Origin of the sequence: Streptomyces sp. NPDC020192 (genome assembly GCF_044388685.1) — a bacterium.
Taxonomy (GTDB): Bacteria; Actinomycetota; Actinomycetes; order Streptomycetales; family Streptomycetaceae; genus Streptomyces.
On the sequence record NZ_JBIRXG010000008.1, the window covers coordinates 111,587 to 133,219 of the forward strand.

The 21,633-nt window shown below is 71.4% G+C and carries 21 protein-coding genes; 16 read left to right on the forward strand and 5 right to left on the reverse strand.

The genetic code is table 11. The features are described from left to right. Positions 1–29 precede the first annotated feature (29 nt). Together pruA and ACH47Z_RS17535 are read left to right on the forward strand one after the other, a co-directional pair. Positions 30–1,661, forward strand: a complete 1,632-nt coding sequence (gene pruA / locus ACH47Z_RS17530; RefSeq protein WP_399074440.1) for an L-glutamate gamma-semialdehyde dehydrogenase — start codon at positions 30–32, stop codon at positions 1,659–1,661. A 168-nt stretch (positions 1,662–1,829) separates the two neighbouring features. Next, positions 1,830–2,030 (forward strand): alpha/beta fold hydrolase, encoded by a 201-nt coding sequence (locus ACH47Z_RS17535; protein WP_399074442.1) that lies wholly within the window; start codon positions 1,830–1,832, stop codon positions 2,028–2,030. Positions 2,031–2,090: 60 nt separating this feature from the next. On the opposite strand, the gene ACH47Z_RS17540 is transcribed toward ACH47Z_RS17535, so the two are convergent. Continuing rightward, on the reverse strand, positions 2,091–3,002 hold the full coding sequence (locus tag ACH47Z_RS17540; RefSeq protein WP_399074841.1) for an alpha/beta fold hydrolase: 912 nt from the start codon (positions 3,000–3,002) through the stop codon (positions 2,091–2,093). Between the two features lie 76 nt (positions 3,003–3,078). Between ACH47Z_RS17540 and ACH47Z_RS17545 the strand changes: the two genes are divergently transcribed. Continuing rightward, on the forward strand, positions 3,079–3,618 hold the full coding sequence (locus ACH47Z_RS17545; protein ID WP_399074444.1) for a GNAT family N-acetyltransferase: 540 nt from the start codon (positions 3,079–3,081) through the stop codon (positions 3,616–3,618). 7 nt (positions 3,619–3,625) lie between these two features. Here the strand turns inward: ACH47Z_RS17545 and ACH47Z_RS17550 are convergent, their stop codons facing one another. Continuing rightward, positions 3,626–4,624, reverse strand: coding sequence for an NADP-dependent oxidoreductase (locus ACH47Z_RS17550; RefSeq protein WP_399074446.1), 999 nt, complete (start codon positions 4,622–4,624; stop codon positions 3,626–3,628). Between the two features lie 104 nt (positions 4,625–4,728). Here ACH47Z_RS17550 and ACH47Z_RS17555 point away from each other — a divergent pair, with 104 nt between their 5' ends. The 4 genes from ACH47Z_RS17555 to ACH47Z_RS17570 all read left to right on the forward strand — a co-directional run bounded on the left by ACH47Z_RS17555 (position 4,729) and on the right by ACH47Z_RS17570 (position 8,438). Then, on the forward strand, positions 4,729–5,637 hold the full coding sequence (locus ACH47Z_RS17555) for a LysR family transcriptional regulator (protein ID WP_399074448.1): 909 nt from the start codon (positions 4,729–4,731) through the stop codon (positions 5,635–5,637). A gap of 219 nt (positions 5,638–5,856) precedes the next feature. Further along, positions 5,857–5,988, forward strand: a complete 132-nt coding sequence (locus ACH47Z_RS17560; RefSeq protein ID WP_399074450.1) for a hypothetical protein — start codon at positions 5,857–5,859, stop codon at positions 5,986–5,988. A 70-nt stretch (positions 5,989–6,058) separates the two neighbouring features. Further along, positions 6,059–7,102: a 3-isopropylmalate dehydrogenase gene (locus ACH47Z_RS17565; protein ID WP_399074452.1), complete on the forward strand. Its 1,044-nt coding sequence runs from the start codon at positions 6,059–6,061 to the stop codon at positions 7,100–7,102. Positions 7,103–7,349: 247 nt separating this feature from the next. Next, positions 7,350–8,438 carry a branched-chain amino acid aminotransferase gene (locus ACH47Z_RS17570; RefSeq protein ID WP_399074454.1) on the forward strand — a complete coding sequence of 363 codons (1,089 nt, stop codon included), beginning with the start codon at positions 7,350–7,352 and terminating at the stop codon, positions 8,436–8,438. Here ACH47Z_RS17570 and ACH47Z_RS17575 read toward each other — a convergent pair. After that, positions 8,435–9,880: a cytosine permease gene (locus tag ACH47Z_RS17575; RefSeq protein ID WP_399074456.1), complete on the reverse strand. Its 1,446-nt coding sequence runs from the start codon at positions 9,878–9,880 to the stop codon at positions 8,435–8,437. The genes ACH47Z_RS17570 and ACH47Z_RS17575 overlap by 4 nt on opposite strands. 145 nt (positions 9,881–10,025) lie before the next feature. On the opposite strand from ACH47Z_RS17575, the gene ureA reads away from it, so the two are divergent. The 8 genes from ureA (at position 10,026) to ACH47Z_RS17615 (ending at position 19,019) form a co-directional block, all read left to right on the forward strand. Continuing rightward, a complete protein-coding gene (ureA, locus tag ACH47Z_RS17580) occupies positions 10,026–10,724 on the forward strand; it encodes an urease subunit gamma (protein ID WP_399074458.1) in 699 nt (232 codons plus the stop codon). Next, entirely contained in the window at positions 10,721–12,421 is a 1,701-nt protein-coding gene (locus ACH47Z_RS17585) for an urease subunit alpha (RefSeq protein WP_399074460.1), read from the forward strand. Before ureA ends, ACH47Z_RS17585 begins: the two co-directional genes overlap by 4 nt. 8 nt (positions 12,422–12,429) lie before the next feature. After that, positions 12,430–13,467 carry an agmatine/peptidylarginine deiminase gene (locus tag ACH47Z_RS17590; RefSeq protein WP_399074462.1) on the forward strand — a complete coding sequence of 346 codons (1,038 nt, stop codon included), beginning with the start codon at positions 12,430–12,432 and terminating at the stop codon, positions 13,465–13,467. 19 nt (positions 13,468–13,486) lie between these two features. After that, entirely contained in the window at positions 13,487–14,098 is a 612-nt protein-coding gene (locus ACH47Z_RS17595) for a TetR/AcrR family transcriptional regulator (RefSeq protein ID WP_399074464.1), read from the forward strand. 114 nt (positions 14,099–14,212) lie between these two features. Then, the gene (locus ACH47Z_RS17600) at positions 14,213–15,331 is read left to right on the forward strand and encodes a TolB family protein (protein WP_399074466.1); all 1,119 of its coding nucleotides are present in this window, start codon (positions 14,213–14,215) and stop codon (positions 15,329–15,331) included. 51 nt (positions 15,332–15,382) lie between these two features. Further along, a complete protein-coding gene (locus tag ACH47Z_RS17605; protein ID WP_399074468.1) occupies positions 15,383–16,684 on the forward strand; it encodes an MFS transporter in 1,302 nt (433 codons plus the stop codon). A 285-nt stretch (positions 16,685–16,969) separates the two neighbouring features. After that, positions 16,970–18,580 (forward strand): citramalate synthase, encoded by a 1,611-nt coding sequence (cimA, locus tag ACH47Z_RS17610; RefSeq protein WP_399074470.1) that lies wholly within the window; start codon positions 16,970–16,972, stop codon positions 18,578–18,580. Between the two features lie 13 nt (positions 18,581–18,593). Continuing rightward, positions 18,594–19,019 (forward strand): VOC family protein, encoded by a 426-nt coding sequence (locus ACH47Z_RS17615; protein WP_399074472.1) that lies wholly within the window; start codon positions 18,594–18,596, stop codon positions 19,017–19,019. On the opposite strand, the gene ACH47Z_RS17620 is transcribed toward ACH47Z_RS17615, so the two are convergent. Further along, positions 19,020–19,619, reverse strand: coding sequence for a GPP34 family phosphoprotein (locus ACH47Z_RS17620; protein WP_399074474.1), 600 nt, complete (start codon positions 19,617–19,619; stop codon positions 19,020–19,022). It lies immediately after the preceding gene. Positions 19,620–19,711: 92 nt separating this feature from the next. Between ACH47Z_RS17620 and ACH47Z_RS17625 the strand changes: the two genes are divergently transcribed. Next, positions 19,712–21,085 (forward strand): hypothetical protein, encoded by a 1,374-nt coding sequence (locus ACH47Z_RS17625; RefSeq protein ID WP_399074476.1) that lies wholly within the window; start codon positions 19,712–19,714, stop codon positions 21,083–21,085. A 6-nt stretch (positions 21,086–21,091) separates the two neighbouring features. On the opposite strand, the gene ACH47Z_RS17630 is transcribed toward ACH47Z_RS17625, so the two are convergent. Next, positions 21,092–21,529: a MarR family winged helix-turn-helix transcriptional regulator gene (locus tag ACH47Z_RS17630; protein ID WP_399074478.1), complete on the reverse strand. Its 438-nt coding sequence runs from the start codon at positions 21,527–21,529 to the stop codon at positions 21,092–21,094. Between the last annotated feature and the right edge of the window lie 104 nt (positions 21,530–21,633).

Sequence of the window (21,633 nt, forward strand, 5' to 3'; positions counted from 1 at the left end):
CCCGCTCAAGATCAAGGAGTTCGGATCTCATGGACGCTGTGACCCAGGTCCCCACCCCCGTCAACGAGCCGGTGCACGGCTACGCCCCCGGCTCGCCCGAGCGCGCCCGGCTGGAGGCCAGGCTCAAGGAGCTGGCCGAGAACCCGATCGAGCTGCCGATGACCATCGGCGGCGAGAAGCGGCTGGGCGGCGGCGAGACCTTCCAGGTGGTCCAGCCGCACAACCACAAGGCCGTCATCGGCACCGGCCGGCACGCCACCCAGCAGGACGCCCAGGACGCCGTCGACGCGGCCCTCGCCGCCGCGCCGGCCTGGCGCGCGATGTCCTTCGACGACCGCGCCGCGATCATCCTGCGCGCCGCCGAGCTGCTGGCGGGTCCGTGGCGCGAGACCATCGCCGCTTCGACGATGCTCGGCCAGTCCAAGACCGTCCAGCAGGCCGAGATCGACACCCCCTGTGAGCTGGTCGACTTCTGGCGCTTCAACGTCCACTACGCCCGCCAGATCATCGCCGAGCAGCCCCCGGCCAACTCGCCCGGCGTCTGGAACCGCCTTGACCACCGCCCGCTGGAGGGCTTCGTCTACGCGATCACGCCGTTCAACTTCAGCGCGATCGCGGGCAACCTGCCGACGGCCCCGGCCCTCATGGGCAACGTCGTCGTCTGGAAGCCGTCCCCGACCCAGACCCACGCGGCCGTCCTGCTGATGCAGCTCCTGGAGGAGGCCGGTCTCCCCAAGGGCGTCATCAACCTCGTCACGGGTGACGGCATCGAGGTCTCCAAGGTCGCCCTCGAGCACCGCGACCTCGCGGGCATCCACTTCACCGGCTCGACCAAGACCTTTCAGTACCTGTGGAAGACGGTCGGCACCAACATCGAGAAGTACCGCTCCTACCCGCGTCTGGTCGGCGAGACCGGCGGCAAGGACTTCCTGGTCGCCCACCCGAGCGCCGACCGCGCCGTCCTGAAGACCGCCCTCACCCGGGGTGCCTTCGAGTACCAGGGCCAGAAGTGCAGCGCGACCTCCCGGGCGTACATCCCGGCGTCGATCTGGAACTCCGGCTTCAAGGAGGAGTTCGCGGCCGAGGTCGACTACCTCACCATGGGTGACGTCACCGACCTGTCGAACTTCATCGGCGCCGTGATCGACGACCGCGCGTTCGCCAAGAACAAGGCCGCGATCGACCGGGCGAAGTCCGACCCGACCTGCGAGATCGTCGCGGGCGGCAGCTACGACGACTCGGTCGGCTACTTCGTCCGCCCGACGGTCGTCGTCTCCACCGACCCGGAGAACGAGATCTTCCGTACGGAGTACTTCGGCCCGTTCCTCGGCGTCTACGTCTACGAGGACGACCAGTACGACGAGATGCTGACCCAGATGGAGTCGGTGTCGGACTACGCCCTCACTGGCTCGGTCATCGCGGGCGACCGCGCGGCGGCGGCGTACACGATGGAGAAGCTCCGCTACGCGGCGGGCAACTTCTACATCAACGACAAGTCGACCGGCGCCGTCGTCGGCCAGCAGCCCTTCGGCGGCGGCCGCGCCTCCGGCACCAACGACAAGGCCGGCGCCCCGCAGAACCTGCTGCGCTGGACCCTGACCCGCGCCATCAAGGAGACCCTGGTCGCGCCGACCGACTACACGTACCCGCACATGGGCTGACCTTCAGCCCCCGTGAACACGGGCCGGGAAGCCTGCCGTCCAAACCGGGCTTCCCGGCCCGTTCCCAACGTCCCGTCGATCACACTGGTCCCATGACGGTGACGACGGACGACGGCGTACGGCGGCCGCTCCGAGCGGAGCGAGGGCCCCTGGACGACCGAGCGTTTCGTGGCCGATCTCGACGCCGTACGACGGCACTTCGGGCTGGAGCGGATGGCGCTCCTCGGCCACTCCTGGGGCGCCCAGCTCGCGTTGAGCCACGCCCTCGCGCACCCGGACCGGAGGCTGAGCCGGAAACGGAACCGCACCGAGGACGAGGCACGGCCGTCGACTCCCTCGCCGAGGCGCTGCCCCGCGTCCACCGGGTGACCCTGCCGGAGGCCGGGCACCTGCCGTGGGTGGAGGACCCGGACGGCTTCCGGGCGGCGCTCAGACTGGGGGTCCCCCCGCTCGAGCGAAGCCGAGAGTGGGGGAGGGAAGACGCCGGCCGAGAAAGTCCCGCATGAGCGTGGCGATCTGGTCCGTGTGGGTCTCCAGGGCGAAATGCCCCGTCGGCAGCAGATGGATCTCCGCCTCCGGCAGATCCCGGCGGAAGGCGAGCGCGCCCTCGGGGACGAAGATCTCGTCGTGGGCGCCCCACACGGCGAGCAGGGGGACCTGACTGTCCCGGAAGTACGCGTGGAAGTCCGGGTACAGCGCGAGGTTGCCGCCGTAGTCGGAGATCAGGTCCAGCTGGATCTCCGCCTGACCGGGGCGGGCCAGGCCGGCGGCGTCGTGCTCGTAGGCGTCCGGGCTGACCAGGGTCGGATCGGAAACCCCGTGCAGATACTGCCACTTGACGCCGTCGAGGGTGTAGATCTCCCGCACCGGCGCCTCCGTCTCGGGCGTCCGCTTCTCGATCAGCGCCAGCACGGGCGCCCAGGCCTCGGCGCCGAGCCCTTCCCCGTAGGCGTTGCCGTTCTGCGTGACGATCGCGGTCACCCGCTCGGGGTGCGCGAGGGCGAGACGCAGGCCGATCGGGGCGCCGTAGTCCTGGACGTAGAGGGCGTACCGCTCCAGGCCCAGCAGCTCGGTGAACTCCCCGGTGACGGCGGCCAGTTCGGCGAAGGTGTACGGGAACTCCGTGGCATCCGGCGTCGCCGAGCGCCCGAAGCCGATGTGGTCCGGGGCGATCACCCGGTACCGGTCCGCGAGCAGCGGGATCAGCTCGCGGAACATGTGCGAGCTGCTCGGGAAGCCGTGCAGGAGCAGCAGCACCGGGGCGTCGGCCGGGCCGGCCTCCCGGTAGTACACGTCGAGGCCGCGGACGGTCACGGTGCGGTGGTGGACCTGGTGCGTCATCAGCATGGGAGCAGTGCAGCACCTCTCGGTCTAACCAGTCAAGTATATTTTAAGGGTTAGGTGAGACAGTGGGGTCATGAGCATCCGACTGCATCTCGCCCACACCGCCGCCCTCGACCCCGCCGAACTCCAGGGCGTCCGTGCCCTGTTGGACGCGGCGTTCGACGGGGACTTCTCCGACGAGGACTGGGAGCACGGTCTCGGTGGTCTGCATGTCCTCGTCCACGACGACACCGGGCTCGCCGCGCACGGGTCCGTCGTGATGCGGCGCGTCCGGCACCGGGGGCGCTGGCTGCGCACCGGATACGTCGAGGCCGTCGCCGTACGCCCCGACGCGCGGCGACAGGGGCTCGGCGGGCGGGTGCTCGGGGAGCTGGAGCGGGTGATCGAGCGGGCGTACGACCTCGGTGCCCTCTCGGCGAGCGAGGACGGAGCCCTGCTGTACACCGCCCGGGGCTGGCAGTTGTGGGGCGGGCAGGTGCACGGCCTGTCGCCGGACGGGATCGTGCGGCTGCCGGAGGAGGAAGGGGGCATGTACGTCTGGCCCGCGCTCGCCGGAGCCCTCGACCCCGCCGGGGAATTGGTCCTCGACTGGCGTGATGGAGACGTGGCCTGACCGTGCGTCAATTCTTTGCGGCCTGAACCAGGATCTTGCCCGTGTTTCCGCCGCGCAGCATCAGCAGGAACGCCTCCACGATCCGCTCGAAGCCGTCGATCACCGTCTCGTCCGCCGTCAGCGCCCCGCTGCGCAGATGCGGTACGGCGAAGTCGTACAGCTCGTCCTGGGTGTCCCGGTAGTCGCTCACCAGGAAGCCCTCGATGCGCAGGCGCTTCTCCACGACATCGGCGTGGTTGAAGACGACCGGCGGGGCGTCCGGGGTGTTGTACTGGCTGATCGTGCCGACCCGCACCACCCGGCCCCGCTCGCGCAGCGCGCCGATCGCCGCGCCCAGGTGCTCGCCGCCGACGTTGTCCACGAAGACGTCGATGCCGGTGGGGGCCGCCTCGGCGAGCAGACCGGCCACCGGGGCCGTGCGGTAGTCGAAGGCGGCGTCGTAACCGGCCTGCTCCGTCAGGTACTTCACCTTCTCCGGAGTGCCCGCGCTGCCGATCACCCGGCCCGCGCCGAGCAGCCGGGCGAAGCGGCCGGTCGCCGTGCCGACCCCGCCCGCCGCGCCGGAGACGAAGAGGTCCTCGCCCGCGCGCAGCCCGGCGATCCGGGTCAGGGCGACGTACGCCGTCAGACCCGTGCCGCCCAGCACACTCAGATACGCCGACAGCGGCACGCCGGGGTGGTGCGGGAGCCGCCGGACCTCCTCCGGGCGGACCACGGCGTGCGTGCGCCAGCCCTGGCGGTGGAAGACGATCTCGCCCTCCGGCAGCTCCGGGCTGCGGGAGGCGACGACTCTCCCCAGGGTCCGGCCCTCCAGCGGGGCGTTCAGCTCGAAGTCCGCGTCCATCATTTCGCGGTGGTACGGGTCCACCGACCACAGCACGTTCTCCACCAGGGCCGTACCGGGAGCCGGTTCCGGCACCGGGGACTCGGCGAAGCGGAAGTGGCCGGCGGTGGGGAAGCCGGTGGGGCGGGCGGTCTGCTGCACGGTGAGCGCGGTCTCGGTCATGACAGGGGACCGTAGGGAGGAATGCCGGGCAGGTGCAGAGGGTTGCGTTCATGGAACGCGCCGATCCATGAATCGTCCTCATATGCGCAGGTGGGAGCCCTCTCGTGACAGCAGTCGACCTTGCCCCGCAGGAGCTGAGGATCCTGGTCGCGGTGGCCGACGAGGGTGGGTTCTCCGCCGCGGCCGCCCGGCTGGGGGCCACCCAGTCCGCCGTCTCGCACGCCGTGCGCGGGATCGAGCGGAAACTGGGGGTCGTGCTCTTCGAGCGGGGCCGGTTCGGGGCCCGGCCCACGGCCGCCGGGGAGCGGGCGGCCGCCCATGCGCGGCGCGTGCTGCGCATGCTCCGGGCGCTGGCCGCCGACGCCCGCGGCGCCGACACCGGGGAGGTCTGCGGGCCGCTGCGGATCGCCGCCTTCCGCAGCGCGGCCCTGCACCTGCTGCCGGCCGCCCTGGAGCGACTCGCCGCGCAGCACCCCGGCATCGAGGTGAGCGTCACCCTCGTACGGGAGCTGGGCGCCGGCACCGCGGGCGAGGTCGCCGCCGGACGGGCCGACCTCGGCATCGCCACCCTGAGCGGGCCGCCGCCGGCCGGACTGGTCGGCGGGGTGCTGCTGGAGGAGCCGTACTCCCTGGTGCACCCGGCGGGCCACCCGGACCCGCGCGCCCTGCCGCTCGTCGACTGGGCGGAGAACTGCGGCTCCTACACCCGCTCCTGGTGGGCTGCCCAGGACTGGATCCCGGCCGCGACCGTGAACGCCGAGGACGACGGGGCGGTGCTGTCGATGGTGGGCAGCGGGCTGGGCATGGCGATCATGCCGGCGCTGTCCCTGACCGGCGCGCCGTCCGCCGTCGAGATCACCGACCTGGGCCATGGGCGGCCGTACCGCTCCGTCGGCTACGTCACCACTCCCGAACTGGCCACCACCACCGCCGTACGGGCCCTGATCCGCACCCTGCGTTCCCTCTCCCAGCCGTCCCCCGAAGGCACGAACACCCAGCTCAGAGCCGTGTGACACGAGTCGCCGTCTCAGATAGTAGGAAGTCCGAGTAATTGTGCAGACAGGAGCAGGCCGCTCCCTTAGCTTTGTAGAAGCCGAACGCATCGCTCGATCCAGCGAATGGCGGTCGTGAGCCGGGCCCGTGCAGGCAACCCCTGCGGCCGTGCGCTCCCCGCCCCTCCGGCGTCGTAACCCCCCTTGCGTGCTCCATGTTCGCCGAAGGAGTCGATTCCCATGGCCGAGACGACTGTCTGCCGCCGAGTCCGCCACGTGTCCCGCACGAGCGACGACGACCGCAAGAACGCCGCCGCCGCCCTCCAGCGCGCCCTCGACCGCCGCGACAACGGCGGCGAGACCGGCCACTGAGAACGCCGACACGGTGTCCGCATCGCGGACACCGCATGTCATCACCTGGGACGAGGAGTAGGGTGCCCGCATGTCTCGCAGCCTCAATCTCGCAGTGATTCCCGGTGACGGCATCGGCCAGGAGGTCGTGTCCGAGGGTCTGAAGGTCCTCTCCGCCGCGCTCCCGCAGGATGTGAAGCTGGAGACGAAGGAGTACGACTTCGGCGCCAGGCGGTACCACGCCACCGGTGAGACCCTCACCGACGCCGACCTCGACGCCCTCAAGCAGCACGACGCGATCCTGCTCGGCGCCATCGGCGACCCGTCGGTGCCGTCCGGCGTCCTGGAGCGCGGCTTCCTGCTCAAGCTCCGCTTCGCCTTCGACCACCACGTCAACCTGCGGCCGAGCAAGCTGCTCCCCGGTGTGGCGACCCCGCTCGCCGGACAGCCGGAGATCGACTTCGTCGTCGTCCGCGAGGGCACCGAGGGCCCGTACACCGGCAACGGCGGCACGATCCGCAAGGGCACCGAGCACGAGGTCGCGACGGAGGTCTCCGTCAACACGGCCTACGGCGTCGAGCGCGTCGTCCGTGACGCCTTCGCCCGCGCCCAGGCCCGCCCGCGCAAGAAGCTCACGCTGGTCCACAAGAACAACGTGCTGACCTTCGCCGGTCACCTCTGGACGAACATCTTCAACAAGGTGGCCCAGGAGTTCCCCGAGGTCACCACCGACTACATCCACGTCGACGCGGCCACCATCTACCTGGTCACCGACCCGGCCCGGTTCGACGTCATCGTCACCGACAACCTCTTCGGCGACATCATCACCGACCTCGCCGCGGCCGTCTCCGGCGGCATCGGCGTGGCCGCGAGCGGGAACATCAACCCCTCCCGCGAGTTCCCCTCGATGTTCGAGCCGGTCCACGGCTCGGCCCCGGACATCGCCGGCCAGGGCAAGGCCGACCCCACCGCCACGGTCCTGTCCGTCGCCCTGCTGCTGCGCCACCTCGGCTACGACACCGAGGCCGACCGCATCGACGCGGCCGTCACCGCGGACCTGACCGAGCGCGCGGCCAAGCCGGCCCGCTCCACGTCCGAGATCGGCGACGCGCTCGCCTCCCGAGTAGCCGGCTGACCCGGCGCTCCCGCACGAGAAGCCGCCGGGTCGGACGACCACCCGGCGGCTTCCGCATGTCCCCGCCGGGTGCCACCATCAACCACTGGGCCGCTTTCACCCCGATTCCGTCCGCCGCAAGCCCCGCGCGATAATCGAACGCGGAGCCGCGGTATGAGGGAAAGCTCGGACGTCCTAGCACCGACTGAGAAGCCGGTGCGGGCGTGAGCGCGGCCCGGTCACTACAACCGGTGAAGGACACCCACTCATGACGACGCCCACGATCGAGCTCAAGCCCTCCGCCAGTCCCCTCGCCGCCGCCGAGCGCGAGGCGATCCTGACCAGCCCGGGGTTCGGCCGCCACTTCACCGACCACATGGTGACGATCAAGTGGACGGAGGGCCGCGGCTGGCACGACGGGCAGCTCGTTCCGTATGCGCCGATCCCGCTCGACCCGGCGACCAACGTCCTGCACTACGCCCAGGAGATCTTCGAGGGCCTGAAGGCCTACCGTCAGCCCGACGGCTCGGTCGCCCTCTTCCGTCCGGACCAGAACGCCAAGCGCTTCCAGCGGTCCGCCAAGCGGCTCGCCATGCCCGAGCTGCCGGTCGAGACGTTCATCGAGGCCTGTGACGCGCTGGTCCGGCAGGACATCGACTGGGTGCCGGCGCATGGCGGCGAGGAGTCCCTCTACCTGCGCCCGTTCATGATCGCCACCGAGGTCGGCCTGGGCGTCAAGCCGGCCAACGAGTACCTCTTCCTCGTCATCGCCTCCCCGGCCGGCGCCTACTTCCCGGGCGGCGTGAAGCCGGTCTCGATCTGGGTCTCCGAGGACCGCGTCCGCGCCGTCCCCGGCGGCATGGGCGACGCCAAGACCGGCGGCAACTACGCCGCGTCCCTGCTGGCGCAGGCCGAGGCCGCCGCCAAGGGCTGCGACCAGGTCTGCTACCTCGACGCCGTCGAGCACCAGTGGGTCGAGGAACTGGGCGGCATGAACCTGTACTTCGTGTACGGCGACAAGATCATCACGCCCACCCTGACCGGCTCCATCCTGGAGGGCGTCACCCGTGACTCCCTGCTGGCCGTCGCCCGTGACCTCGGCTACCAGTCCGAGGAGGGCCGCGTCTCGGTCGAGCAGTGGCAGCGCGACTCCGAGAACGGCACCCTCACCGAGGTCTTCGCCTGCGGCACGGCGGCCGTGATCACCCCGGTCGGCACGGTGAAGCGTGCCTCTGCCGAGTGGAAGCAGGGCGGCGGGGAGCCGGGTGAGGTGACCCTCCGCCTGCGCCAGGCCCTGCTCGACCTCCAGCGCGGCACGGCGGAGGACAAGCACGGCTGGATGCACAAGATCGGCTAACGGTCGGCGGACACACTCAGGGCCGTCCCGGACTCATCGGAGTCCGTGGCGGCCCTCGTCTGTTCCTCACCGGCCGTCAGCAGCAGGTACACCATCCCGCCCACCGCCCCCGACAGCAGGAAGCTGCAGTCCACGCCGCCGGTCAGGCGCAGCAGCGGTCCCTGGTACGAGGGCAGGGAGACCGCCAGCAGGCCGACACCGGCGCCCAGCGCCCAGGAGACGGTGGCCCGTACGTTCCAGCCCGCCCGGTACCAGTAGATCCCGCCCCGCGAGCGGCGGTTGAAGACCTGGAGGGCGTCGGCGTCGTACACCCCGCGACAGCGGGCGAAGCCGATGAGGGTGATGACGGCCCACGGGGTGCCGATCGCGGTGAGCAGCAGCACGAAGGACGTCATCGCGGACTGGGCGTTCCAGGCGTAGTGACCGACGAACACGCAGGCCGTGGCGACGACGGCGACCGTGTAAGTGGCCCGCGCCCGGGACGCCCCGGGCAGGATCGCGTCCAGGTCCAGGCCCATCGAGTACAGCATCAGACCCGCGTTGCCGACCGAGCCCGCGGAGGCGGACAGCAGCAGCGGGATCAGGTACCAGGTGGGGGAGGCCGTGACGAGGGGGCCCGCGTAGTCGGTGGCCGCCTTCGCCGCGTACGCCGTGAAGGTGCCGAACAGTTGCGGCACCAGCAGCCCCAGGATCAGGCCGAGCCAGGTGGCGTGCAGCACGCGGCGGTTGGTGTGGCGGGACGGCGAGACGTAGCGGGTGTAGTCACCGAGGAGCGTGATGAAGGCGATGGGGCCGGACAGCCCCGCCGCCACGGCCGCCAGGAACCAGGTAGGCCAGAACGAGCCCAGCAGATAGCCGCCGGCGCCGGGCAGCGCGGATGTGGTGAAGTGCGGGGCGTAGGCGAGGATCCCGAGGATCAGCAGGGCCGTCATGCCGATGGACAGCACCTTGGACATGCCGAGCAGCACCCGGTAGCCGTAGACCGCGCCCGCCACGGTCGCCGCCGCGAGAACCGCGTAGACCACGGCGTACGACACCCCGTCCGCGGGCAGCCCGACCATCCGGCCGAGCACGCCGATCATCACGTCCCCGCCGATCCACACGGTCAGCGCGGTGTAGCCGAGGGCCAGCAGCAGGCCGACGACCGAGCCGACCAGCCGGCCCCGGACGCCGAACTGGGCGCCGGAGGACGTGGACAGGTTGGTCGCGGTGCGCAGGGAGATCAGCGCCAGCGGGGCCGTCACGGCCGTACCGACGATCGTGCCCGACACGATCGCGCTCACCGACGCCCACCAGCCGAGCCCGAAGGACGGCGGCAGCCAGCCGAAGATGATCACTCCGAGGCAGAGGTTGGAGCCGAGCAGGATCGAGACGAGGTCGCGCGGACCGCTGGTCCGCTCCTCGTCCGGGATGGTGTCGACTCCGCGCTGTTCTATCGGCATGGCTGGTCTCCTTCGACGGCCGCCGGGGACTTTAGAGCGACGTTCAATGTGGGTGACCCGAATCCGGATGTCAATGTTTCCCATCCGTGAATTTACGGTTTAGAGTGGCGTTCTAAATGTAGGAAAGGCAAGGAGGTGTCGGGACGTGAGACTGACCCCCACGGAGCGTGACCGGCTGCTGCTGTTCGGCGCCGCCGAGCTGGCCCGGGCCCGCCGGGCGCGCGGCCTCAGGCTGAACGTGCCCGAGGCGACCGCGCTGATCGCGGACACCGTCTGCGAGGCGGCCCGGGACGGCAGGCGGCTCGCCGAGGCCATCGAGGCGGCCCGGTCCGTCCTCGGCCCCGAGGACGTGCTGCCGGGTGTCGCGGACGTCGTCACCGAGGTGATGGTCGAGGCGGTCTTCGACGACGGCTCGCGCCTCGCGGTGGTCCCCGATCCCATCGGGGGCGGCGGGCTGGGCGACCAGGGTCCGGGGGCGCTGCTGCCGGGTCCCGGGCACGCCGAGCCGGCGGCGGTCGTACGGCTGTCGGTCACCAACACCGCGACCGTGCCGGTCTCCGTCACCTCCCACTTCCACTTCTTCGAGGCCAACCCGCGCCTCGACTTCGTCCGGGAGAAGGCCTACGGCATGCGGCTCGCCGTACCCGCGGGCTCCTCGGTGCGCTTCGGCCCCGGCGAGAGCGTCGAGGTGGGACTGGTGCCCGTCGGCGGCGACCGGATCGCCATCGGCTTCGCCGGACTGGTCGACGGACCGCTGGACGCCCCCGGCGCGCGGGAGGAGGCCCTGCGCAGGGCCGCGGCCTGCGGATATCTGGGAGTCGATGCTCAGGGAGGACACCGATGAACCCCTACGAGTACGCCGCCACCCACGGCCCCCGCGCCGGCGACCGCATCCGCCTCGGCGACTCCGGGCTCACCGTCCGCGTGGAGTCCGACTCCCAGCGCTACGGCGACGAGTTCCTGGCCGGCTTCGGCAAGACCGCCCGTGACGGACTGCATCTGAAGGCCGCCGCCGTCCGCGAGACCTGTGACGTCGTCATCAGCAACGTGGTCGTGATCGACGCCGTGCAGGGCATCCGGAAGGTGTCCATCGGCATCCGGGAAGGCCGGATCCGCGCCATCGGGCGCGCCGGCAACCCGGACACCCTCGACGGCGTGGACGTCGTCGTCGGCACGGGTACGTCGATCGTCTCCGGTGAGGGACTGATCGCCACCGCCGGTGCCGTCGACACCCACGTCCATCTGCTCTCGCCCCGGATCATGGAGGCCTCCCTCGCCTCCGGTGTCACCACGATCATCGGGCAGGAGTTCGGCCCGGTCTGGGGCGTCGGCGTCAACTCGCCCTGGGCGCTGCGGCACGCCTTCAACGCCTTCGACGCCTGGCCGGTCAACATCGGCTTCCTGGCCCGGGGTTCGTCCTCGCACAGCGCCCCCCTGATCGAGGCGCTGGCGGAAGGCGGGGCGAGCGGCTTCAAGGTGCACGAGGACATGGGCGCCCACACCCGCGCCCTGGACACCGCCCTGCGCGTCGCCGAGGAGCACGACGTCCAGGTCGCCCTGCACAGCGACGGGCTGAACGAGTGCCTGTCGGTCGAGGACACCCTTCGCGTCCTCGAAGGAAGGACGATCCACGCCTTCCACATCGAGGGCTGCGGCGGCGGACACGTGCCCAACGTGCTGAAGATGGCCGGTGTCCCGAACGTCATCGGCTCCTCCACCAACCCCACCCTGCCCTTCGGCCGGGACGCGGTCGCCGAGCACTACGGCATGATCGTCTCCGTCCACGACCTCAAGCCCGACCTGCCCGGCGACGCCGCCATGGCCCGCGACCGCATCCGCGCCGGCACCATGGGCGCCGAGGACGTACTGCACGACCTGGGCGCGATCGGCATCACCTCCTCCGACGCCCAGGGCATGGGCCGCGCCGGAGAGACGGTCCGCCGTACGTTCGCCATGGCCGGCAAGATGAAGGCCGAGCTGGGGCCCCTTCTTCCCCATGGCGGGGAGGGCGGCGACTGCGAGGGCGACGACAACGCCCGCGTCCTGCGCTACATGGCCAAGCTGACCGTCAACCCGGCCATCGCACACGGCCTTGTCCATGAGGTGGGCTCGATCGAGGTCGGCAAGCTCGCCGACATCGTGCTGTGGCGCCCGGAGTACTTCGGCGCCAAGCCGCAGCTCGTCCTCAAGTCCGGCTTCCCGGCGTACGGCGTGGTCGGCGACCCCAACGCGGCCACCGACACCTGCGAACCCCTCGTGCTCGGGCCGCAGTTCGGGGCGTACGGCGCGACGGCGGCCGACATCTCGGTGGCGTTCGTCGCCCAGGCCGCCGTGGACCAGGGCGACGACCGGATGCCCACGCGCCGGCGCAGGGTCGCCGTGCGCGGCACGCGCGGCATCGGCCCGGCCGACCTGCGGCTGAACGCCCGTACCGGAGCGGTCGACGTCGACCAGCGCACCGGACTGGTCACCCTCGACGGCGACCCGCTGCGCTCCGCGCCCGCCGACTCCGTCTCCCTCAACCGTCTGTACTTCCTCTAAGGATCACCATGTCTGCTGCCGCCGACGGCTTCCGTATGCCCGCCGAGTGGACCCCGCACGAGCGCACCTGGATGGCGTGGCCGGGCCCCAACCCCACCTTCGACGACCCGGACGACCTCGCCGCCTCCCGCGTGGCCTGGGCGTCCGTGGCCCGCGCGATCCGCCGCTTCGAGCCGGTGACCGTGGTCTGCGGCCCCGGCGGGTCGGCGGAGGCACGGGCGCTGCTCGGTGACGGCGTCGACACCGTCGAGCGGGACCTGGACGACGCCTGGATGCGGGACATCGGCCCCACCTTCCTGACCAACGGCAAGGGCGAACTGGCCGCCGTGGACTGGACGTTCAACGGCTGGGGCGCCCAGGACTGGGCCCGCTGGGAGCACGACGCGAAGATCGCCGCGTATGTCTCCGACCTCGCGGGCGCGAAGACGTACGCCTCGAAGCTGGTCAACGAGGGCGGCGCGATCCACGTCGACGGCGAGGGCACGGTCCTGCTGACGGAGACGGTCCAGCTGGGTCCCGAGCGCAACCCGCACTGGACGAAGGAGCAGGTCGAGGCCGAGATCCACGCCCACCTCGGCACCAGCAAGGCGATCTGGCTGCCGCGCGGCCTCACCGGCGACTACCCGCCCCACGGCTTCGGCACCCTCGGCCACGTGGACATCGTGGCCGCCTTCGCCCGGCCGGGTGTCGTGGTGGCGCACTCCCAGCCGGACCCCGCCCACCCCGACCACGAGGTCACCAAGGAGGTCATCGGCATCCTGCGCTCCCAGACGGACGCCCGGGGCCGCGCCCTGGAGGTCGTGGAGGTACCCGCGCCGACCGTCCTGGAGGCCGACGGCCACTGGGCCGACTACTCCTACATCAACCACTACCTCTGCAACGGCGGCGTCGTGCTCTGCGGCTTCGACGACCCGCGCGACGAACTGGCCGCCGGGATCTTCCGCCGCCTCTTCCCCGAGCGGACGGTGACCCTGGTGGACGCGCGTACGATCTTTGCGGGTGGCGGCGGCATCCACTGCATCACCCAGCAGCAGCCGAAGGTCTGATCATGTAGGAGAGTCACAGATGGCCGGTGCGGCACGGACGCGGAAAAACGCGCCGCCGCGCGAGGAGGTACTCGCCGCCGCCATGGACATGATCGCCGAGCGCGGTCTGGAGAAGCTCACCATGGCGGCGCTCGGCCGCGAGGTCGGGATGAGCAGCGGCCATCTCCTCTACTACTTCCACTCCAAGGACGAGCTGCTGCTCCAGGCGCTGGAGTGGAGCGAGGGCCGCCTCGGCGCGGAGCGCGGCCGCCTGCTCACCGGTCCCGGGACCGCCCGTGAGCGCCTCGCCGCCTACGTCGACCTGTACGTTCCCGACGGCCACCGCGACCCCCACTGGACCCTGTGGCTGGAGGTCTGGAACCGCTCCCAGAACGCCGACGACGACGCCCGCGCCCGCCAGGCCGCGATCGAGGGCGCCTGGCATCGCGACCTGGTCGCGCTGATCGCCGAGGGGGTCTCGAGGGGGGAGTTCCGGAGGGTGGACGCCGACCGCTTCGCGGCGAGGCTGCGCGCGCTGCTGGACGGGTTCTCCATCCACGTGGCGATCGGGTTGCGGGGCACTGATCGCGAGCAAGTGCTGGCACATGTACGGGAGTTCATCGAGGACGTACTTTCGGCGGGCGACGCCTGAAACCCTGTCCAGGTTGTACGCGTTCCGGCGGATTGACCCGGCTCGCCCCCTTGGGATTGCATCCCCCCTGGGCCCTCGGCGCTGGGCCGGGGGATACGCGTCAGGGGGTACGGCATGGGGAAGAGCAGCAGAGCGGGGCTGCTGGCGGTGGCCACGGTTCTCGGTCTGGCGGTTGCGCCGCAGGCCGTCGCGGCGCCGCGGCACGGCATCACCCGCATCAGCACCACGGCGGCCGGTGCCCAGTCCGCCACCGCCTCGGCCGGAGGCACCGTCAGCGCCGACGGACACTACGCCGTCTACGGCACCAAGGGCCCCGGCGGCGAAGGCTGCCCGACCGCATACGGGTGGTGCGTGTTCGTCAAGGACCTGCGCACCGGTAAGACCGTCCAGGTCCCGGGCACCGGCGTCGAGGCCTACGACCCGATGATCAGCGGCGACAGCTCCAAGGTCGGCTACACCAGCGGCACTTACCACTTCTTCCGCGCCAAGGTCTACGACCGCCGCACCGGCACACTCCAGACCCTGTGGCCCACCGACCCGCCGAAGGACAACTGGTACGAGCGCTCCGACCTCACCGGGCTGAGCGCCGACGGCCGCTACGCCGCCTACACCATCGGCAACCGCGACGGCAACGCCAACACCGCCCACCTCCTGGTCCGGGACCTGACCACCGGCACCGACGAGGTGGTGGACCAGCCCGGTCACCCCGGCTACCTCGGCGGGGGCCGGCTCAGCGCCGACGGCCGGTACGTCGCCTACAGCGCGCAGGGCAGCGGCGTCAGCGCCCTGTATGTCAAGGACCGGAGGACCGGGAGGACGCGGAGCATCGGCATCCCCGCCGGCGGCGGGGCCTCGGTCGTCGACATCTCGGCCGACGGCCGCCACGTCCTGTTCGACTTCGGTGCCTCCTACCCGGGTACGACCGTCCAGACCTACCTCGCCGACAGCCGCACCGGCCGCGCCGTACCCGTCGGACCCGAGGGAGCCACGGCCCTCGCCCTCGACCCCACCGGCCGGTACGCCCTGCTGAAGGACTCCGCCGGCGCCCTCCGCCTGCTGGACATCCGCACCGGACGCCGGCGCACGGTGGCCCCCTCGGCCGCAGCCGCCACCGCCGTACCCGGCGCCGTCACCCGCCACGGCCGTACCGTCGTCTTCACCTCGGCCGCACCGGACCTCGTCCCGGACGACACGAACGGCGTATCGGACGTGTTCGCACGCGGGCTCGGGTAGTCCGCCCGGGTAAAGGAATCGTTCGCTCCGGGGCCGGGCAGGTAACGGCCCATGGGACGACAACACTGGAAGAAGATCTGGGTCGGCTCGGCGGGCAACATGGTCGAGTGGTTCGACTGGTTCGTGTACGCGAGCTTCGCCACCTACTTCGCCGGCGCGTTCTTCCCGAGCGGCAATCCCACCGCCCAGCTCATGAACACGGCGGGCATCTTCGCCGTCGGGTTCTTCATGCGCCCCGTGGGCGGCTGGCTGCTCGGCAGGGTCGGTGACCGCAAGGGCCGTAAGGCGGCGCTGACGCTGACCGTCACGCTGATGTCGGCGTCGGCGATCCTCATCGCCGTCGCGCCCACCTACGCGGTCGCCGGCTACGGCGGCGCGCTCGTGCTGCTCGTCGCCCGCCTGCTGCAGGGACTGTCGGTGGGCGGCGAGTACGCGGCCAGCGCCACCTACCTGACCGAGGCCTCGGCCCCGGGGAACCGCGGCTTCGCCTCCAGCTTCCAGTACGTGTCGATGACCGCGGGCCAGATCCTCGGCCTCGGCATCCAGATCATCCTCCAGCGGACCATGTCCGAGAGCGCCCTGCACAGTTACGGCTGGCGCATCCCGTTCGTCGTCGGTGCGCTGGGCGCCGCCGTCATCTTCTATCTGCGCCGCACCATGCTGGAGACCGAGGTGTACGAGGAGGACGCCTCGCACGCCGAGGAGCGCGGCACGCTGCGCGCGCTGTGGCAGCACCGGCGGGAGGCGTTCCTGGTCATCGCCCTCACCATGGGCGGCACGGTCGCGTACTACACGTACACCACGTACCTGACCAAGTACCTGTCCAACTCGGCCGGCCTGTCCAAGCAGACCGCGACGCTCGTCTCCTTCACGGCGCTGATCGTCTTCGCCTGCCTCCAGCCGCTCGCGGGCCGGCTGTCCGACCGGATCGGCCGGCGCCCGCTGCTGATCACCTTCGCGGTCGGCTCCACCTTCCTCACCGTGCCGATCATGACCCTGCTCAAGCACGCGAACGGCTACTGGCCCGCACTCGGCCTCGCCCTGCTCGCGCTGATCGTCGTCACCGGCTACACCTCGATCAACGCCTGTGTGAAGGCCGAGCTGTTCCCGACCGGCATCCGCGCCCTCGGCGTGGCCCTGCCGTACGCCATCGCCAACGCCCTCTTCGGCGGTACGGCGGAATACGTCGCGCTGTGGTTCAAGAACGCCGGGATCGAGTCCGGCTTCTCCTGGTACGTGGCCGGCTGTGCCGCCGTGTCCCTGGTGGTGTACGTCACCATGCGTGAGACGAAGGACCTGGACCTGGCCCGGGCGAGGGACCGTTCGGATTCCAGTCTGACGACCGCATCCTGAGACGGGCGCTGAGCCGGGGGCGGGGCTGTGCCAGACTTCCCCCGTGCTCTCGTTCGCCATGATTATTGGCAGCAGGCGCGCCGGTCCGCAGTGACCACACGTACGACCAGGTACGGGTGGCCACCGTCGTCCTCGACCCGCGCGCAGACCTCTCGCACCCGCGAGGGGTTTTTTCGTTTTCCGGCCCACCTTCAGCCGGGGGCGGAGCGCGAGGGACCATTGGGGGGACGGTGGAGCCGGTCATTCCGGTAAGACCGAAGATCCACAATCAGGAGCCTTGAGACCATGACCGAGACGGCAACCAGCGAGCTCGACGACTCGTTCCACGTCTTCGACACCACCCTGCGCGACGGCGCGCAGCGCGAGGGCATCAACCTCACCGTCGCGGACAAGCTCGCCATCGCACGGCACCTGGACGACTTCGGCGTGGGCTTCATCGAGGGCGGCTGGCCGGGCGCGAACCCCCGGGACACCGAGTTCTTCGCCCGCGCCCAGGCCGAGATCGACTTCCAGCACGCCCAGCTGGTCGCCTTCGGCGCCACCCGCCGCGCGGGCGCCAAGGCCGCCGAGGACCCCCAGGTCAAGGCCCTGCTCGAGTCCGGCGCCCCGGTGATCACGCTGGTCGCCAAGTCGCACGACCGGCATGTGGAACTGGCCCTGCGCACCACCCTGGACGAGAACCTGGAGATGGTCCGGGACACCGTCTCCTACCTGCGCGAACAGGGCCGCCGGGTCTTCGTGGACTGCGAGCACTTCTTCGACGGCTACCGCGCCAACCCGGAGTACGCGAAGGCGGTCGTCCGTACGGCGGCGGAGGCCGGCGCCGACGTGGTCATCCTCTGCGACACCAACGGCGGCATGCTCCCCGCCCAGATCCACGCGGTCGTCTCCACGGTCCTCGCCGACACCGGCGCCCGGCTCGGCATCCACGCCCAGGACGACACCGGCTGCGCGGTCGCGAACACCCTGGCCGCCGTGGACGCCGGCGCGACCCACGTGCAGTGCACGGCGAACGGCTACGGCGAGCGCGTCGGCAACGCCAACCTCTTCCCGGTGGTCGCCGCCCTGGAGCTGAAGTACGGCAAGAAGGTGCTGCCCGAGGGCAGGCTCCGCGAGACGACGCGGATCTCCCACGCGATCGCCGAGGTGGTCAACCTGACTCCCTCCACCCACCAGCCGTACGTGGGAGTGTCCGCCTTCGCCCACAAGGCCGGCCTGCACGCCTCCGCGATCAAGGTCGACCCGGACCTGTACCAGCACATCGACCCCGAGCTGGTCGGCAACACCATGCGGATGCTGGTCTCCGACATGGCGGGCCGCGCCTCCATCGAGCTCAAGGGCAAGGAGCTGGGCATCGACCTCGGCGGCGACCGCGAGCTGGTCGGCCGGGTGGTCGAGCGGGTGAAGGAGCGCGAGCTCAAGGGCTACACGTACGAGGCGGCGGACGCTTCGTTCGAACTCCTGCTGCGCGCCGAGGTCGAGGGTCGCCCCCTGAAGTACTTCGACGTGGAATCCTGGCGGGCCATCGTCGAGGACCGCCCCGACGGCACCCACGCCAACGAGGCCACGGTCAAGCTGTGGGCCAAGAAGGAGCGGATGGTCGCCACGGCGGAGGGCAACGGCCCGGTCAACGCCCTCGACCGCGCCCTGCGCGTGGCCCTGGAGAAGATCTACCCGCAGCTCGCCGCGCTGGAGCTGGTCGACTACAAGGTCCGCATCCTCGAGGGCAAGCACGGCACCCAGTCCACGACCCGCGTCCTGATCTCCACCACCGACGGCACCGGCGAATGGTCCACGGTCGGCGTGGCGGAGAACGTCATCGCCGCGTCGTGGCAGGCGCTGGAGGACGCGTACACGTACGGGCTCCTGCGGGCGGGTGTGGAACCGGCCGAGTAGGCACAGTGGAGGCATGACCTCACACGAGAGCGGCCCCCTCGCCGGAGCCCGCGTGGCCACCCGGCTGCCGGCCGCAGACCTGGACCGGGCCCGGCGCTTCTATGCCGGGACACTCGGCCTGGAGCCCGTGGACGAACGCCCCGGCGGGCTCCTCTACCGGTGCCAGGGCGTGGACTTCGTCGTGTTCCGCTCGACCGGAACCTCGCCCGGCACCTTCACCCAGATGGCCTTCGAGGTGCCCGACCTCGATGCGGCCGTGGCCGAGCTGAAGCGCCGAGGCGTGGTCTTCGAGGAGGTCGACGTCCCCGGTATGCGCACCCGGAACGGCATCGCCGACATCGAGGGCAACTACCCGAGCAAGGGCGCACGCGGCGAGCGGGGGGCGTGGTTCCGGGACAGCGAGGGGAATCTGCTCGGCATCGGCCAGCCGGTCGGATAGTCACGGCGCTCGCCAGATGTTGTCGAACGCCGCGTTCTCGATACGCCGGCGCGTGCGGACCGCCTCCAGCTCGTTCACCGCGTCGCCCACCGCCGCCAGGACCGTGACCACGGCCTCGTCGGCGGGGGCCTCCGCCGGGCGCTCGCTCTCGATGCCCAGGGCGGCGGCGAGGCCGGCGAGGACCGGCTCGCGGGACCACCACCGGTCGGCGGCGTGCTGCCGGGCCGGGGTGTCGGCGGGGGTGCTGTCCCCGCTGCGCCGGGACAGCCAGTGCCGGCGTCTGCCGGTGAGCTGTCCTGCGCGTTCCAGTACGTCACGATAGGCGGCGGCCAGCCCGCGCCCCCGGCGCCACAGCCAGTCCTCGACGGTCTCGTACGGCTCCCGTCGCTCGAGCGCCGCCCCGGCCTCGTCCAGCATCCGTTCACCGGTGGTCAGGGCGGGACCCGGGACGATGCGCTCACCGTCCAGGGTGAGCGCCCGCGCGCCGAGCAGGTCGACGAGTTCGGCGCCCGCGAGCGCCAGCGACAGATCGCCCTGCTCGACGGGGTGCTCACCGGGCACGTCGAGGCTGACGAGGAACAGATCCTGCGGTGTGGTCATATCCCTACCTTGTGCCAGTCAGAGCCGAAGCGCAGGTGGTAGCCGCCTTGTTGATATGTCCTATTTTGCAGGGCGTCGGGTAGCTTCGAACCATGAAGGCCGTCTCGCGGACCCGCAGCCTGTCCCTCCTGCTGCTGGCCGCCCTCGCCCTGCTCCTGGCGACCCCGTTCGCGCCCCGGGCCGCCGCGGACGCGAGCATCTCCACGATCGCCCGCGCCCTGCGCGCGAGCCCCGTCTACGTCGACCCGGCCGCCGCGTCCCAGCTGGCGAAGGCGGACGCCGACGCGCTCGCGAAACAGATCAAGAACGCGAACAAGCCCGTGTTCATCGCGGTGCTCCCGGCCGGCTATCCGACGGCGAACCTCTTCTCCAGCCTCCGCGCGGCCACCGGCATCACCGGCCTGTACGGCATCCGCCTCGGCGACCGCTTCGACGCCCGCGCCGACTCCTCGGTCATGCCGACGACGGCCCGGCGGAACCTGGTGAACAGCGTCCAGGGCGAACCGGCCAGGACCCAGCTCGCCGACTTCACCGACCGCGCGCTGCTCACGGTCCGCGGCCACGCCCCCAGGAGCTGGGGCGGCTCCTCCGGTTCCGGCGGGGTGTCCGGTACGGCGGTGATCGTCACGGGTGCCGTCCTGGTGGCCGGCGGCGCGGGCGCGTACGCGCTGGTGCGGCGCAGCCGCCGGCGCCGCGCGGAGGAGCAGCGGGCCGCCCTCGACCGGCTGCGGGTGGTCGTGGACGAGGACATCACCGCCTTCGGCGAGGAACTGGACCGCCTCGACTTCCATCCGGCGGAGCCCGGCGCCGACGACGCGATGCGCGCCGACTACGAGCGCGCCCTCGACGCCTACGAGACCGCCAAGCAGCGCATGTCCGAGGCGCGGCGCCCGGAGGACGTCCGCACGGTGACCGAGGTGCTGGAGGACGGCCGCTTCTCCCTCGCCCAGCTCGCCGCCCGCCGCGAGAGCCGCCCGCTGCCCGAGCGCCGGCCGCCCTGCTTCTTCGACCCGCGCCACGGCCCCTCGGTCGCCGACGCCCCCTGGACCCCGCCGGGCGGTGCCCCGCGCCAGGTCCCGGTCTGCGCGGCCGACGCCACCCGGCTCAAGGACGGCCGCGACCCGGTGATCCGCGAGGTCGACACGGAGTACGGCCGCCGCCCCTACTGGGACGCGGGCCCCGCCTACGGCCCCTGGGCGGGCGGCTACTTCGGCGGCGGCATCCTGCCCGGCCTGCTCGTCGGCACCCTCCTCGGCAGCGTGATGGCCACCCCGTCGTACGCGGCCGACTACGGCACCGGCTACGGCGACTTCGGCCCCGACTCCGGCTACGACGGCGGCTTCCAGGGCGGAGACGACTCCGGCACCGACTTCGACGCCGGGGACTTCGGGGGCGGGTTCGGGGACGGCGGGGACTTCGGCGGGGGAGGGGGAGACAACGGCGGGGACTTCGGCGGGGGGTTCTGAGCGCCGTCAGTCCTCTGCGTTCTGCTCCAGCGCCCCCAGCCGCTCCATCACCGCCGCCGCCAGGGCCAGCACCCCGCGCTCCGTCTCACCGAGCGTGCCCAGGGCCCCGGCGAGCCAGGCGTCCCGCTCGGCCATGTCCCGCTCCAGCGCCCGCCGCCCCGGCTCGGTCAGCGACAGCACGGACTGACGCCGGTCGTCGGTGCCCCGCTCCCGGGCGATCAGCCCCTCGGTCTCCAGCTCGGCGTAGACCCGGGTGAGTGACTGGGGCCGTTGCCGTTCCGCCGCCGCGATCTCACCGGGGGTCGCCGGGCCGTGCCGGTGCAGATGACCGAGCACGACGAGCTGGTTGAGGCTGAGGCGGCCCTCCCCGCGCTCCTGCCGCAGACGCCGGTTGAGCCGGACGACGGCGCGACGGAGACGGGCGGCTTCGGAGAGATGATCCATGAGGAGATGGTACGCAAAACTTATTAGTACGCGCTCACCTATCGCTGTATCGTCAACGAGTGCGCTTAAAACTCATACGCAATGCGTACGAAGCCGTGCTGACG